Source organism: Brevefilum fermentans, assembly GCF_900184705.1.
Classification (GTDB): domain Bacteria; phylum Chloroflexota; class Anaerolineae; order Anaerolineales; family Anaerolineaceae; genus Brevifilum; species Brevifilum fermentans.
The window spans coordinates 1192643-1208331 of the sequence record NZ_LT859958.1 but is presented as its reverse complement, the minus strand read 5'-3'; the positions used below and the strand labels follow the sequence as shown (position 1 = coordinate 1208331).

15 protein-coding genes are annotated in these 15689 nt (G+C 44.8%); 10 read left to right on the top strand and 5 right to left on the bottom strand.

The window, feature by feature from the left end; genetic code table 11:
• Window positions 1–199: 199 nt before the first annotated feature.
• The 6 genes from CFX1CAM_RS05365 to nusG all read left to right on the top strand — a co-directional run bounded on the left by CFX1CAM_RS05365 (window position 200) and on the right by nusG (window position 6151).
• Window positions 200–2107, top strand: a complete 1908-nt coding sequence (locus CFX1CAM_RS05365; protein WP_087862028.1) for a polysaccharide biosynthesis tyrosine autokinase — start codon at window positions 200–202, stop codon at window positions 2105–2107.
• Between the two features lie 59 nt (window positions 2108–2166).
• Complete coding sequence (locus tag CFX1CAM_RS05360; RefSeq protein WP_087862027.1) at window positions 2167–3063, top strand: LysM peptidoglycan-binding domain-containing protein; 897 nt, start codon at window positions 2167–2169, stop codon at window positions 3061–3063.
• Window positions 3064–3189: 126 nt separating this feature from the next.
• Window positions 3190–4167 carry a hypothetical protein gene (locus CFX1CAM_RS05355; RefSeq protein ID WP_157891733.1) on the top strand — a complete coding sequence of 326 codons (978 nt, stop codon included), beginning with the start codon at window positions 3190–3192 and terminating at the stop codon, window positions 4165–4167.
• Between the two features lie 30 nt (window positions 4168–4197).
• The gene (locus tag CFX1CAM_RS05350; RefSeq protein ID WP_087862025.1) at window positions 4198–4677 is read left to right on the top strand and encodes an arsenate reductase/protein-tyrosine-phosphatase family protein; all 480 of its coding nucleotides are present in this window, start codon (window positions 4198–4200) and stop codon (window positions 4675–4677) included.
• A 426-nt stretch (window positions 4678–5103) separates the two neighbouring features.
• The gene (locus CFX1CAM_RS05345) at window positions 5104–5301 is read left to right on the top strand and encodes a hypothetical protein (RefSeq protein ID WP_087862024.1); all 198 of its coding nucleotides are present in this window, start codon (window positions 5104–5106) and stop codon (window positions 5299–5301) included.
• A 340-nt stretch (window positions 5302–5641) separates the two neighbouring features.
• Window positions 5642–6151 (top strand): transcription termination/antitermination protein NusG, encoded by a 510-nt coding sequence (gene nusG, locus CFX1CAM_RS05340; protein ID WP_087862023.1) that lies wholly within the window; start codon window positions 5642–5644, stop codon window positions 6149–6151.
• A gap of 51 nt (window positions 6152–6202) precedes the next feature.
• Here the strand turns inward: nusG and CFX1CAM_RS05335 are convergent, their stop codons facing one another.
• Both CFX1CAM_RS05335 and CFX1CAM_RS05330 read right to left on the bottom strand, forming a co-directional pair.
• Window positions 6203–6874: a DUF4230 domain-containing protein gene (locus CFX1CAM_RS05335; RefSeq protein WP_087862022.1), complete on the bottom strand. Its 672-nt coding sequence runs from the start codon at window positions 6872–6874 to the stop codon at window positions 6203–6205.
• A 266-nt stretch (window positions 6875–7140) separates the two neighbouring features.
• Window positions 7141–8271: a GNAT family N-acetyltransferase gene (locus tag CFX1CAM_RS05330; RefSeq protein ID WP_087862021.1), complete on the bottom strand. Its 1131-nt coding sequence runs from the start codon at window positions 8269–8271 to the stop codon at window positions 7141–7143.
• 258 nt (window positions 8272–8529) lie between these two features.
• Between CFX1CAM_RS05330 and efp the strand changes: the two genes are divergently transcribed.
• The 4 genes from efp (at window position 8530) to ftsH (ending at window position 12615) form a co-directional block, all read left to right on the top strand.
• Window positions 8530–9087 carry an elongation factor P gene (gene efp / locus CFX1CAM_RS05325; protein WP_087862020.1) on the top strand — a complete coding sequence of 186 codons (558 nt, stop codon included), beginning with the start codon at window positions 8530–8532 and terminating at the stop codon, window positions 9085–9087.
• 68 nt (window positions 9088–9155) lie between these two features.
• The gene (locus CFX1CAM_RS05320) at window positions 9156–9482 is read left to right on the top strand and encodes a hypothetical protein (RefSeq protein WP_087862019.1); all 327 of its coding nucleotides are present in this window, start codon (window positions 9156–9158) and stop codon (window positions 9480–9482) included.
• On the top strand, window positions 9482–10639 hold the full coding sequence (locus CFX1CAM_RS05315) for an HAD family hydrolase (protein ID WP_087862018.1): 1158 nt from the start codon (window positions 9482–9484) through the stop codon (window positions 10637–10639). Before CFX1CAM_RS05320 ends, CFX1CAM_RS05315 begins: the two co-directional genes overlap by 1 nt.
• 119 nt (window positions 10640–10758) lie before the next feature.
• Window positions 10759–12615: an ATP-dependent zinc metalloprotease FtsH gene (ftsH, locus tag CFX1CAM_RS05310; protein WP_269457044.1), complete on the top strand. Its 1857-nt coding sequence runs from the start codon at window positions 10759–10761 to the stop codon at window positions 12613–12615.
• Window positions 12616–12683: 68 nt separating this feature from the next.
• Here the strand turns inward: ftsH and CFX1CAM_RS05305 are convergent, their stop codons facing one another.
• The 3 genes from CFX1CAM_RS05305 to CFX1CAM_RS05295 are packed head-to-tail and all read right to left on the bottom strand — an operon-like array spanning window position 12684 to window position 15593.
• Window positions 12684–14291, bottom strand: coding sequence for a long-chain-fatty-acid--CoA ligase (locus CFX1CAM_RS05305; protein WP_162287655.1), 1608 nt, complete (start codon window positions 14289–14291; stop codon window positions 12684–12686).
• A 1-nt stretch (window position 14292) separates the two neighbouring features.
• The gene (gene miaA / locus CFX1CAM_RS05300) at window positions 14293–15234 is read right to left on the bottom strand and encodes a tRNA (adenosine(37)-N6)-dimethylallyltransferase MiaA (protein ID WP_087862016.1); all 942 of its coding nucleotides are present in this window, start codon (window positions 15232–15234) and stop codon (window positions 14293–14295) included.
• Complete coding sequence (locus CFX1CAM_RS05295) at window positions 15234–15593, bottom strand: YraN family protein (RefSeq protein ID WP_087862015.1); 360 nt, start codon at window positions 15591–15593, stop codon at window positions 15234–15236. The genes miaA and CFX1CAM_RS05295 overlap by 1 nt, the downstream gene beginning before the upstream one ends.
• Window positions 15594–15689 lie beyond the last annotated feature (96 nt).

Genomic DNA, 15689 nt, shown 5'->3' with positions numbered 1-15689 from the left:
ACAACCAATAAACGCTATGATTGCAGGGTTCATTAATTTTGGATATAATGATTTGTGGTGATAATGGTTGAAAATTATTAAGCTCAATGATTATGCAATCAAATGGGCTAAAATAAACCAATTGGGTATGATAAGATGTGAGTAGTGTATTTAATAGACAAATTATTTATTATATTTCTTTGCGTTCGGAGAATGCCCTATGGATTTTCGACAATTCGTAAACATCGCTAAACGCTGGATCTGGCTTGCGCTGGTGGGGGCATTGGTCGCAGGCGGATTGGGCTATTACATCAGCAGCCAGGAAACGCCGTTATTCCAGGCTAGCACACGTTTTGTAATTTTGCGTGCTGCTACCACGGGTTACGATTATTACGCCTATATCGACTATCAACAACAGATCCAAACCTACTCCGAGTTACTTACTACAGATGCGTTGCTGAATCAAGCCTCAGAAGAATTAGGGTATTCCGCCCAGGATGTAACAGCCAGTGCATCGCAAATCGCCGATACCCAATTCATGCGTCTTACCGTCACCCATCCCGATCCCGTGAAAGCTGCGGAGATTGCCAACGTGTTGGTCAAGGTGCTCATCGATCAGAACGAGCGCCTTCAATCTGTGCGCTACGAGGCAACAGAACGCAACATGCAGCAACGCGCAGATCAAGCCCTTGAGCAAATCGAAATTCTCCAGGCGCAAATTGATCAACTTTCTACCGCATCTGTCCAGGAGCAGTTAACACAAGTGGAAAGTGAAATCAATGAACTCCAGGAACAAATCTTTGCTCTGGAGACCCAGATTGTCGAACTTGAAACCAAGATTAGCGAATTTAATCCTCTCTTTGCCACAGAAGAACAAAAGGCTCAGCACGAAGCCAACCGGACTCGAGCAGCCGAACTTGAAGCAGAAGTAAAACAACTCACTCCAATCCTGGCTTTATATCAACAAATATTTACCAATCTAACAGTTTTAGGTCGAGTGCCTGACAGCTCTACTAACACGTCTATCGAGATCTCACAACTGCAAACTAATCTTAATCTCTATCAACAAATCTATATTAACAGTATCAGCAGCCTCGAAAACTTGAACCTGACGCGGGCTCAAAACACACCCAACGTCATTCAAGTTGAACCGGCCCGTATTCCAAAAAAACCGATCTCTCCCAAACCGATGCAGGATGCTGCGCTGTACGCCTCTGTGGGCTTTCTCCTTATGGCAGGCATCGCCTTCCTGATGGAATACCTGGACGATACAATCAAAACCCCTGAGGATGTAAAGCAAATTCTTGGATTGCCTGTAATCGGCCTAGTTGCGGACATGGAGACAGGTCGAAGCAAACACAAGGGTCAATCTAAAGGTGTATTTGTTGCCGACCAACCCCGCTCGCCCATCTCTGAAGCCTTTCGCTCCATGCGCACAAGTCTCGAGTTTTATAGTGTCGATCAACAATTACAGATGCTGATTGTCACCAGCTCTGGACCAGAAGAAGGCAAAACCACCATTGCCTCAAATTTAGCTGTCATCATTGCTGGCAGCAATAAGAAGGTGCTCCTGCTTGATGCAGATTTGCGACGACCGAATGTTCATCAACGGTTGATGATCCCAAATCGGGTCGGGCTTTCTGACCTAATTCGAGGCAGATTAGAAATTAATGATGTTATCCAATTCTCCACAGAAATCCCCTACCTCAATTTAATTACCTCTGGAAGCCTTCCGCCCAATCCTGCAGAATTATTAGGCACCCAGAAGATGTTAAGCATATTGGAGGATTTGCGTGCTAAATTTGACATGATTGTGATTGACACTCCCCCAGCAATTGTCACCGATGCGCAAATTCTCGCCTCCAAAACCGACGGAGTAATTTATGTCATTCGCCCCGGTAAGACCCGTTCGTTGGTAGCTCGAACACCTTTAGAAGAGTTTGAACGGCTTGGCGCCAACGTAATTGGGGTCGTTATGAATCGCATCCCGCACAACAGGGGTTATTATTATGGCGGCTTTGAATATTACTCACCAAATGTTTATGGCAGTGAAAAGTATTATGTTGATAGTCACAACGATCAGCCCTTTATTCCTATCCAGGATATAGAGACTGAGCCTAAAAAGTAATCCGTTCACCTTAATATTGAGCACTGTTATCGTTTTTCCAAAGAAACAGGGATTGCTGAATGCGCAACGACAACGCTGATCATCTGAATCTTCAGAATCAGAATAGCTGCCCAAAGCTCGGGCTTAAAGAAGATCCTGATTCGTATTCAGCTTTTCCATTAAAAATAAACGCTTGCTATCATGTGCGACCTGTTGATACCCCTAATCTTAGCCATCAACGATCATATTGTTTAACCAGTGCTTATCTTCATTGCCCGATTTATGAATCCGCGCCCGGTAGCAAAATGCCCAAAGAGATCTCACTCAAGAAAGAAACGTTATCAAAAGATAAACTATTTCTACTCACCGGAATTGGTATTCTGTTGGTAGTCATCATACTGTTTTTTTCTTTCCGATCAGGGATGCCTCGGCTATTTACAATCGATGAGCAGTCCACGCCATCGCCGACTGCTTCAGTCTCCCCGACAATCACACCAGTTCAGCCAAGTGAAACAGCAACAACTTTGCCAATCACTCCCAGCCTGACTGAACCGCTTGCCACAGACACCCAGGTGCCGCCAACGCCAACTGCGAGAATAGTCATCCTCACTTTAGATACGCCGATTGGTGGCGATCAAAAATTTATCATTCACCGTGTAGCCGAGGGTGAAACCTTGCAAATTTTTGCAAATAAATATCACACAAGCGTTGAAGCAATTAAAGACATTAATTTCGACCTGATCATTCCGCTGTGGACCGATTGGCTGGTCGTTATCCCTGAAAATATTACCGCTGTAAGTAAATTACCATTATTTGAAGCTCACCAGGTTGAGGAAGAATATATTAAAATTCAAGATTTAGCAATTAAATTATCTGCTTCACTAGAAGAGATGATTTATTACAACAATATTGAAGAAAATTACTTATTACGCAAAGGAGACTGGCTATTAGTCCCAAGAGAAAAACCACAACCCTGAAATCATGTCACATTGAGAAAAATGGACAATTTTCGCTGAGCTTCTTTGAAAGTGACCCGTGGTCCAACGAAAGTATCAAATCTGACTATGCCAGACCAGCCTCCAAGATCATAACTGGACAGATTGTTGGCAGGGAAAAGCAACAATTCGCCCATTTTAGAACAATACACGCAAACAAAGAATAAACGATTGACAATGGAAAATTCTGTTCAACATTTTTGCCCGCACCTGGGCTTGAAAAGTGATCCAACAACCAACTTCTCCTTTCCCTCAAAAGGAAATGTCTGCTTTCATGCCAAAGGGCACCCTACACCACAATTATATTTTCAACGCACCACGTGTTTGACAGACCAACATCTCAATTGTCCGATCTTTTCGAGTCCTCCTGGTGTTAGGCTTCCTGCAAACATCATAGAGCCAAAAGAAAAAACGGGGAATAATCCAAAAATCATCTTATGGGCTATTTTAACGCCAATTTTAATTTCAGGCATTTTTTTGATAAATGCTAATCGGTTACAACTTTTCAACCAAATTGATCGGATGTTTGTGCCAGCCTGGAAAAACACTCAGCAAGCTCTCCCGCTAACATTACCTCCATCTCCTACCCTAGAAGTTGTCCCCAGCCTAACAGTAGCACCCACAGTCACATTCACAGCCACGATAACGGCTACAGCCACCTCTGAACCCACTCAAACACTCATTCCCTCACTAACGCTAACGTCCACGAGGGCCCCTGCTGTGTTTGAACTGGGAACACCCATTGGCAAACAGGGGAAATTTATTATTATCCGTGTTTTAGAAGGGGAATCAATTGGCCAGTTTGCTGGCCGCTACAACACAACAGAAGAAGCCATTCGCACAATAAATTATAAGCTTCCATCAGTACTTTATCCGGATTGGTTGGTGGTTGTTCCTCTCGATCTTTCCGATACTACTGGCCTTCCATCCTTTCAGCCAATTCAAGTAACAACAGATGGCATCACCTTGTTAGAGCTGGCTCAGCTACTTAATATGGAAGCTGAGGAAATTAGCCGGTACAATAATATGGGACCAGGGCACCTTCTCCAGCAAGGAGAGTGGATATTGATCCCACGTTATGAGTAAGATCGATTTAGATTAAGGTTTGAAATCAAAATGCCTTCCATTTTATTCGTGTGTACAGCCAACCGCTTTCGATCTCCGATTGCCGCGATCTATTTTGCCCGGTCTGTTGTCAAACAAGGTGATGACAATTTCATTTCTGTCTCCAGTGCAGGGACTTGGACAGTTCCAGGTCAACCTGTTACTACTGACGCATTACTTGAAGCCGACAAGTACGCACTAAATTTGTCGTTACACAAATCTCGTCTCATAACAAGGTCGATGCTTTCCAAATCGGATTTAATCCTCGTCATGGAAAATAACCAAAAAGAAGCGCTTTGCCTGGAATTTCCTGATTTTGCTGATCGTATCTATCTTCTCACTGAGGTCGTTACAGGGAGATCGGAAGATGTCCCTGATCCCTATGGAACACAAGAGCCAGCAGCAGGTGTCGCTGCTGAGATCGTTAATTTGATTGACCAGGGATATGACCAGATCATTAAACTTGCCCAAATGAATTCAACCAAGAGCTAATATTTTCACCGGCAAATTGTGGTGATTTGGCCCCATCCAGCACAAGGCATCTGTGTATCATTTCTAAATTGAACCATTATCTGAAAGCATTCCCATTTCGAGAGCAGGTTTGTTCTGTTTAAGGATATTTTTCGAAATGATTATCAGCAACGTCTCATTATTCTCTTGGATATAATGATTGTCTTTGCTTATTAGGATAACGATAACATTTTAAGAAATGCTGATGATACCCTTAAGTTGCAGATGATTGGATCGTAACATTGGTTAGAATATTTCATTCAAACCTTTTTTCAGGGTAGAGAATTCTTGAATTTTCCAACATAAACTCAAAATAGCTGCTATCATATAAGCAGACAGTGGCCACGTCCATTTCACACAGAAATTTGTTCAGCTTTTATAGATTTCTACGTTTATTAGGAGAATAATATGTCCAAAAAAACAGTTGGTCTGATTTTCATCGTCATTGGCTTTCTCTTCGCGATTGTTTCCTTAATTGCCGACTACATAGGGATCGGTTCGTATCCAGGAATCAATTCTGCTCAGATTGCAGGTATCGTTGGCGGAATCCTTACAGCCCTCATCGGCTTCTTTTTATTTCGTCTGACAAAAAAGAAAAAAGAATAATTGATACTAACCTGATCATTTTGATGGTTGGTGAAATAATTAAGTACAATTTTATCTTTGCCAAAACAAATTGATATAACACGAAATTGTGGCAGTTGTTTCGCGATCATGATGTGATCGATCTCTTTTTCACAATCATTTACTTAAACCGCAAGAACCTTATTCTGACTGAGGAATAATCTTCATTGAAATATGGGAGCGCAGCAAGAGTTAGCAGGCGAATACTTATTTGGGTGATATCAATTGGTGTACGTGGTATCATAAGAATAAGCCTGATGAAGAATCAAGTAAATAACGATAACGACTGTATGGTCTTTGCAACCATCAAAATAAACATGCAATGAGTTTCTCCTGGCACGTACTTCAAAGTAAACCTCATCGAGAGGACTTTTTGTTCTCGCAATTGGAACACCGCCAGATCGAGGTTTTTTACCCGCGTTTACGTGTGAACCCGGTGAACCCGCGTTCACGCAAGTTAATACCATTTTTCCCGGGTTACCTGTTTGTACGCGTTGATTTAAATGCAACTCCTCTATCGAGTCTAATGTATATCCCTGGTGTCAACCGTGTTGTCAGCTTTGATTCCAATCCAGCCATCGTTTCTGACGAAGTAATTACTGGCATTAAACACAATCTCGAACGCATTAACACAACAAAACCTGAACATCAGGAACAGCTTGCCCAGGGCGATCCTGTGCTCATCCTGGGCGGACCCTTCGAAGGATACCAGGCAATCTTTGACGCTCGTATCGAAGGCAGCGAACGCGTTCGCCTGTTAATCAAGTTCCTGCAAAACCAGCAAGTGCGGATTCAGGTGCCCGCAAAGATGGTTAAACCTAAAAAGAAATAATTTTTTGACACCCCCACGGGATCAACTCTGATCCCATAAGGTGAATTCAAACTATTCGTAAATCACCCGTAAATAACCAAGCGTGTTAAATAGCCGTTCCAGGAAGATTTCTGCGTTCAATTGAGCTTGGTCTAAAATACCATCTTCTACTGCCCCGTTATAGATTTCCTGTTCGGCAATTCGTCGTGCTGCAGTTTCAAGACCAGCATCGCTTTTACGCAACAATCCCGTTGTGCGATCATAGATGTATGAATTTTCATTATTAAGTGCAGCAACAAAAACCTCGGCTTCCGGCAAGTGGACGTAAAGTACATCATCTTCCAACCGTAGATCGCTGACTGAAAGGTGCGCAAGGTCTACACCAGCAATGACATAACCGTGCGCCACCAACAATAATTTATCGCCAAATAGCGGTCCCAGAATACCCTGGTTAACCTCAGCTGTAATCACTTTCTCTACAGAATATTGAATCGTTTCCAATCGCGCAAGTGACTGCACCTCTCTGATGATGGTGACTGGATCGGGAATCACCGTTGGCGTGGGGTTAAAGATCTGCGAAACCTGTGTGCTGAGCACATTGTTCACATTTTTAACAGGGGACATTGCCGATTCTATCGTCCGATTAATGGTAATTATAATAAATATAGTTGAACCAATAACAGCTACCAATAGTATGACCAGCAAAATTCCTAAAATTTTCTTTTCAAGTTTTTGTTCTTCCATCAATTGTCTCGATCCATTTCTTCAAACAGGTGTCAAAGCGATTAGTCTACCCCATTTGACTTATAAACAAATAGGAACAGATGATAATGATTGAGTTTATCAATCCTATTTTAAGAATATATTAACAGAACAATCCATCTGAATAACCGGTTTGTTTAAGAACCTGATGATTGATGCAAGGGACTGATTCACCATAATATATAACCAATGGAGGAGTATGAGTACCCCTTCGGTTTTCTTTTTTAACAGCGCTTGGTCACGAGTGTTTATAGTTCTCGCTGATATACTCGATGGTTTTTGTAAAACTTTACACCAAGGTTTTTTAAATCCTTGCGCATTTGTTCTGCAGTTTCCGCCACCTGGGTCAACTCGGAATTAATAAACTTCGGATATTGATGCATCGACTTTTCCAGCTCGGCATACAAAATGGCATTCCCACCCAATCCCTGGTATTCAGGCAAGATACCCACACCGTTAAAAGAAATCCAGTTGGTATGTTTAATTTCTAACAGTAAACGCAAGATAGCAATTGGACCCAATTTGCCTTTATTTTTTTGCATTGCGGCAGATACATCCGGGAAGGGGAAAACAAACCCGACCACATCTCCATCCTTCACAATGATTTTAATCAGGTTGGGGTCAACAATTGTCATCACATTGTCAACCACAAAGTCAATTTCACGCTGAGTCAACGGATAGTATTCCCAGTTTTTCACGAAGGCCTGGTTGTAAGCCTGCCCAATCTTTCCAGCCCAACTTTTCAGCTCACGCTTGTTTTTAAAATCCAAAACCTCAAAGGTACCTCGTTTTTTAGCGATATCTGCTGCTTTCCTAACTTTTGGCGGCAGCTGAAACTCTTGCGGGTTCACAAAGCTTGACACAAAATCTACCACTTTGGTGAAACCCAGGTTTTCCACCAGTTCTCTGTAGTATGGATAGTTATAATTCATCATATTCATCATCTGGCGGTGTTCAAATCCTTCAATTTGGATGCCATAACCATCCAACGGGCCAAAGCCCTTGGGTCCAACCAATCGGTTTAATCCCCGTTTTCGTGCCCATTCAAAGACGGTATTAAAAAGCGCATCAGCTACTTCCTGGTCATTGACACATTCAAACAGGTAGAACTCAGCGTCCTTTACATCATGGTACAGGTTGAAGGGCTTGTTTTCCAGGGCGCTAATCCTGCCCACAACCTTCCCATCAGTTAAGGCGATGAAAAATTCAGCCTCTGAGTGTTCATAAAAAGGGTGTTTCTTTGGATTTAGCATGGCCTTCACATCTGTAATAAATGGTGGCACCCACTGAGGATGCCCGTCGTACAGTTCAAAAGGCAGGGCAAGAAAGCGTTTTACATCGGCTTGATCCTTCACATCGATCTTATGAATAGAAATCATAAATTAATTCCTCTCTTCAAAAAACTAGCGAATAATATCATTAAGTATAACAGTCTGAGTCTAAAACAGTTGCACTGTCAAGCGGCATTTCAGCAAGCTATCGACATTTTACTAAGATAATCTCAAGCGAGCTCACTTCAGCGTGAACGAATTATAAACCAAAACATATCCGCTTCCAGTCTGAGCGGTGACTTGTAAAGCAGGAATGTGTGGGCTATAATCTTGATGTTGTTTTTTAAGAAGTAAAGGAAAATATTCATGATCGATGTCAACGAATTACGCAAAGGGGTCACCTTTGAGCAGGATGGCAATTTGTACAAAGTGGTGGATTACGCCCACAACAAACCCGGCCGTGGCGCGGCTACTATTCGCATCAAAGCCCGTGATCTTCGCAAAGGCACCAATTTAGAGATGACCTTCAACTCAGGTAACCGGGTACAGGATATCCGCCTAGACTATCACAATGCCCAATTTTTATATGCTGACGGAGACTTGTATTACTTTATGGACAACCAGAGTTACGAGCAATACCCCGTCAAAGCGGATACCCTTGGCGACCAAACACAATATCTTAAGCCCAACATGGACGTCAAATTGATGTTCTTCGAAAGCGAAGCGCTGGATGTTGAATTGCCCACTTCTGTTGATTTGCTGGTGACCAAAGCTGAACCCGCCGTCCGCGGAGATACAGCGACTGGAGTGACCAAAAAGGTGCTGACTGAAACTGGTCTCGAAGTCCAGGTGCCGTCATTTGTTAACCAGGGCGACACCATTCGCGTCGATACGCGCAATGGAAATTATGTCACTCGCGTGTGAGGTTTTCCCAAACTCATTAACTTTTGTCAACATCTTGACTTGAGGATTCTGACCAAAACGAGGGAGTGATGAGAGTCCCCACCACTGGAAAAGAATGCCCATATTTTTACGGTGATTATCACCGCGGCAAGCACCATGAAGAGTGTCGCTTGCTCAAAAAATCGAATCCGCCCTGGGAGTTGAAATATTGTATATCATGCCCCGTTCCTGAGATTACTCGGGCCAATGCATGTCCACACATGATTTTGTCGGGAGCGATAAAATCCAGCCTGTTTGGCTTGAAAAAACGGGTTGTTGTGAGTGCCTATTGTACAAAAACCCTTCAAGATGTTGAAAACCCCTATTTGGGATGTAGCGAATGTCACCCCATCATTGATCTCTTCAAAGAAGCCTGATGCCGCTAACTGTCCTGTTTGACCTTGATGAAACCCTCTTATCGACCCATATGGATCGATTTCTTCCCCGATATTTTGATCTACTTGGTCAAACTCTTAGTCACCTTGGTCAGCAAGAAATAATTGCTTCTCAGATTCATACTGCAGTGGAGATGATGGTTGCCAACCGGGATCCGGCAAAAACCTTGAAAGAAGTCTTTGACGAAAATTTTTATCCTCAATTAGGAACGACCGCGGAAGCCTGTCGACCGATATTGGATGCTTTTTATCAACAGCAGTATCCCCGAATCAAATCCGTTGTCCAGGCCAGACCCGAATCCCCTGAACTGGTGAAGTGGTGCTTGTCGGAGGGAATGCCGGTAGCCATTGCCACCAACCCGCTCTTCCCCCATACTGCAACCTACCAGCGAATTCAGTGGTCAGGACTGGACCCCAAAGATTTTGAGTTGTTCACGGCTTATGATGATTTTCACTTTACCAAGCCAAACTTGGCATATTATGCGGAAATTTTAGGTCGTATGGGTTGGCCAGAGATGCCCGCCGTGATGATCGGCGATAACCCCAGTGACGACCTGTTTCCCATGGATACCTTTGGGTTTGAAACTTTTTGGATTAAGCAAGAAAACCAGAGAATTTCATGGGAAGGCGGCAACCTGGTTGATGTCAAAAGTTGGCTGAAACAGGTGATACACACACCTCGGCGCTCACCAACATCGGATCCATGGGTCAACATCGCCACCATGCGCGCAACGCCTGCTGTGTTCGATACATGGATCAGAGCCAAACCGGATTGGGGACCCAATGTTGTGAAAAATCCACCCAAAACGCGGGTCGTTGAAGCCCTTAATTCTCTGATCTGGTTTGAAAAGCAGGTTCACCTGAATTTGTGGGGTAAAAGCATGTTGGAAAGGATTGACGATTTCATTATTCATCAATCCCCTTCCTTGGGTGAGCATCTGAATCGAGAAGATCACAACGCACAAGAAATATTAGCCCGCTTTATCACCGCGCGAAAGTCGACTTTGTCACGGTTCGAAGAATTCTACCTGAAAGCATCAAAAGAACTGGATGAGAAATCTGCTCAAACCATTAACGACTTTTTATACCAGATCGCCGATCACGACCGGCAGTTGCTTCGCCGGGCTGTAAATTTATAAGATATTTGTTAGATTTGTTGATCGTTCCGGGAGATTACTAGAAATCCATATTCAGGGTTGGTATAATACGAAAGTTAGATAAACAATAATTAAGATGCATTCATCATCTGGAGGAATCAGTGAAACCCCGTAGCCAATCGTTTATCATCTATGTGTTGCTATTTACAGCAATTATCGCGATGGTGTACTTTACCGTTAACCAACAAAACGCAAAAGTTGTTGATATTCCCATCAATCAGCTCGCTGCCGATATTCGCGAAGGTAAGGTCAAATCGATCACCGAAGATGATAGCCGACTTCAGATAACTTACAAAAATAACGATCAAAAATCGTCCACAAAAGATCCCAACACACCATTAATCACCCAATTAATCGATTTGGGTGTTACACCAGACGATCTGGCCGTCGAAGATATCTCAGTTGACATTAAACTTCCCGGATCTTTTCTTGGCATTATCTCCATTCTCAGTTACATTCTGCCTTTCATAATTTTAATTGCTTTATTCTGGTTCATCTTTCGCCAGGCACAGGGCAGTAACACCGCTGCCCTGTCTTTTGGCAAATCGAAAGCCCGCATGTTCACAGGGGACCACCCTACAGTCACTTTTGAAGACGTGGCTGGCGTGGAAGAAGCCAAAGAAGAGCTGCAAGAGATCGTTGAATTTCTGCGCGAACCGCAAAAATTCATTGCCCTTGGTGCACGGATTCCAAAGGGCGTTTTGTTGGTTGGTGCGCCTGGAACCGGGAAAACCCTCATGGCAAAAGCTGTCTCAGGAGAGGCGGGCGTTCCTTTCTTTTCGATTTCAGGTTCTGAATTTGTTGAAATGTTTGTTGGGGTTGGTGCAAGCCGGGTTCGAGACCTGTTCGAACAAGCCAAACGGCACTCACCCTCCATCGTTTTTGTGGATGAAATTGATGCTGTTGGGCGTCATCGAGGTGCTGGGCTGGGCGGCAGCCACGATGAGCGCGAACAAACACTCAATCAGCTCCTGGTCGAAATGGATGGGTTTGATACTGATACCAATGTGATTATCATCGCAGCGACCAATCGCCCTGACATCCTCGACCCTGCCCTGCTGCGCCCAGGTCGTTTTGACCGTCGTGTGACTCTTGATCGGCCCGATATCAAAGGACGTGAAGAAATTCTCGAAGTCCATGTCAAAGGCAAGCCTATAGCTCCCGATGTCGATCTGGCCGATATTGCCCGGTCAACACCGGGATTTGTCGGTGCAGATCTCGAAAACCTTGTCAATGAAGCTGCAATTCTGGCTGCCCGTCGTAATAAACGCATCATTGAACGCCCCGAGTTTATGGAATCAATTGAACGGGTTATCGCCGGACCGGAGCGTAAAAGTCGTTTGATCAATCCAAGCGAAAAGAGGATCATCGCCTACCATGAAGCCGGCCATGCCGTTGTGATTAACGCACTGCCTGAAGCGGATAATGTCCAAAAGGTTTCAATAATTTCACGCGGCGAAGCTGGCGGCTACACCATCGCCTTTCCAGAGGAAGACCGCATGCTCAAATCACGCAAGCAGATTATGAGCGATATGATCACCCTGCTGGGCGGTCGTGCAGCAGAGGAAATCGTGTTCAACGATATCACCTCCGGTGCCTCCAATGACCTGGAACGGGCGACCAAACTGGCCCGAACGATGGTCATGCGCCTGGGCATGAGTGATGCACTGGGTCCAATGGTCTACGGAAAGAAAGAAGAATTGGTGTTCCTTGGACGCGAGATTTCTGAACAACGCGATTATTCGGAGCATATCGCCGAGCAGATTGATACAGCCATCCAGGAACTGGTTCAAAATGCCTACCAGAAAGCCAAAGACATCTTAAACCAATACCGCACGGAATTAGATAAGGTTGCCGAAAAACTCCTGGAAGTTGAATCAATCACTGCGGCACAGTTTTTCGAGATCTTCCCCACGCCTGTTGAAAAAACAGGCGGCATCCCGCAAATAGCGGTTTAATCGTAACTTTCCGCACACTTAAAGGGCTGTGTAACTCATTTCACAGCCTTTTTGTTTTGTTTTGCCTTTTACTCCTCAGACGCTAAAACTCGCCTTAACACCTTTCCGACTGTCGTCCGCGGGAGTTCATCAATGAACACAATGTGTTTGGGAATTTTGTACCGCGTGAGGTATTGATCACAAAAGCTCCGAATTTCTTCGGTTGAGCTTTCTTCTCCCGGCTTCAGCACCACCCAGGCCTTTGTTGCCTCATTTCCATGCTCATCAACCACCCCGGCAACAGCAACCTCCTTAACCTTGGGATGTTTGTTGATCACCGCTTCTACCTCGTTTGGCCACACCTGAAATCCCCCCACCTTAATCACATCTTTTTTTCGATCAACAATGTAGAAATACCCATCCTGGTCCATCCGTACGACGTCTCCGGTAAACAGCCAGCCGTTTCGCAAGGTCAGCGCTGTTTCTTCTGGGCGCCGATGATATCCGGCCATCACCTGTGGACTTTTGATGATCAATTCGCCAATCTCCCCAATTTCAACCTCATGCTCTCCGGACTCAAGGTCAACGACTTTACAATCCACGTTCGGGAGCGGCAATCCAATAGAACCTTCACGGTTCTCACCAAGAATTGGATTACAATGAGTGGCCGTAGGCGCTTCAGAAAGGCCATAGCCTTCAACCAGGTGTCCCCGGGTGAGCGCTTCGAATTCGTGCTTGACTTTGATCGGCAGCGTCGCAGAGCCTGAAATGCAGGCTTTTATCGAAGATAGATCATATTTTCCCTCTAAAACAGGTGGATAATGATTGATCGCTGCATACAAACTGGGAACACCAGGGAAAATTGAAGCCTGGTAGGTCTGGATTGCATCCAATAAGTAGTCAAGCTGCCTTGGATCAGGGATCAGCACCATGCGTGCCCTCATTTTTACAGCCAGGTTTAAGCCCAAGACCATCCCGTATACATGATAAACAGGAATTGCCACCAAAATGGTTTCTTTTCCAGGCTCGGTATTCACCAGCCAGTGATTAAATTGGTAAACATTCGCAACCAGGTTGCGATGCAGCCCGATCGCGCATTTGGGTATGCCAGTTGTCCCGCCCGAATACTGGAACACCGCCGGGTCGTCAGGATTGATGTCGACATTCACCGGCACACAACCGGCAAAGGCTTCCATGATTTTTTCCCAGGTCGTATCACCATCTGGAAGGACTGTGCCAGCCTCCGAGTCGACAACAACCGTTCTGATGTCGTTCATAAAAGGCTGGGTTTTAACTGTCGTGTAAAAAGCTTCTTTCAATATCAGAACGCGAATCCCTGATTCGATAGTCTGTGTTTCAATTTCTGCCAGCCGGAAAGCCGGGTTCAGCGCCATCACCACTCCACCCGCTTTAAGTATTCCGAAAAAACTGATTACAAAAGCCGGAGAGTTCGGCAACAGGATGCCTACCCGGTCTCCTGTTTTTAAGCCCTGGTCAAGCAGGTACGCTGCAATTCGTTCAGAGAAATCATCGACCTGTTGATAAGTCAGCTCTTCTCCTTCATAGATTGTGCAGGTTGCATCTCCTGATTCTCGAACTGCGTCAGCAAATAGGTCAACCAGCGAGCGGTTGGGAATCTCCACCTCAGCGGGGACGCCTTCATCATATTGGGCTAACCAGGGTTTTGTTTGATCCATTTTATAAATTTTCCTTGACATAAGTATCCATAGCATCAATCAGTTGGGCATCTTCATCGCTTGTATTGACCGTGAACCATTTGATGCGTTCATCATCGGGTTTAAACCAGTTTGCCTGTCGGCGGACAAAAATCCGGGTATTGCGTTTAATCAACGCAACCGCTTCTTCCAGGCTGAGCTGACCCTGTAAATACTGGATAATCTCAGCATAACCAATCGCCGATAGCGTCGGCAGGTCAGGTGAAAGCTGAGCCTCCAGCAACCCCTGCACCTCCTGAACCAGGCCTTGATTCAACATTTCGTCAACCCGTTGGTCAATGCGGTCATACAGAACCTCTCTCGGTCGGTTGATCCCCATTACAAATAAATGGTAACGACAGGTTTGTTTCTGGCGTAAATCTGAAAAGCGTTCACCTGTTTTGAAGATCACTTCCAACGCACGAATCGTGCGGCGGACATTGCGATGGTCTATTTGCCTGGCGGCATCCGGGTCAATTCGCTCCAGACGGTCGTACAAGGCCTCTGAGCCGATGATTTCGGCCCAATGTGTAATTGCCTTCCTCAGGGCAATATCAGGCTCCTGCGGCGGTATTAGCCAGCCCTCCATGATTGAGCGGATGTATTGACCCGTACCGCCCACCAGAAAAGGCAGCTTACCCCGCCCATGAATCTGACCGATCGCTCGATAGGCTTCACGTTGGTAAATCCCCAGGCTCCACACCTGGTCAGGATCGGCGACGTCAATTAAATGATGAGGAACCAGATTCATTTCATCAGCAGTTGGCTTTGCTGTTCCAATATTCATCCCGCGATACAGTTGCCTTGAATCTGCCGAGACAATCTCCCCGCCAAAGCGTCGTGCCAGAACCATCGCCGCAGTCGTCTTTCCAACGGCTGTTGGGCCTAAAATAATTATTAAGGGCTTTTTTACTTCCGTTGACATTAGATCGTATTTACAAAATGCTTTAATTCCCTAAGGTTATCCTGGTGGTCAAGAAGAATTGCAATCACGTCAATTCGCCAATCATCCGGTGCTTCTGGATGGGCTTCCAACCACAACAAAGCCGTGTTTTCTAATTTTTCAAGCTTTGACTCAGTAATACTTTCCTCTGGATGTCCAAATCCAACGGAGGTGCGCGTCTTCACCTCAACAAATGCGACACAATCCTTATCAAGCGCCACCAGGTCTATTTCACCAAATCGGGAGGTAAAGTTCTGGTCCAGGATTTGATAGCCCTTACTTGCCAGGTGTTTTGCAGCAATCGCTTCACCAATTTTGCCAATACGTTTTTGATAGGTCATATATCTTTTTCCGTATATGGGTTAATCTTATTCAATTAAAATATACCCCATCAAGGAAACTTCTCCAGATGCAGATTAAGTCCAAATTTTGGGATA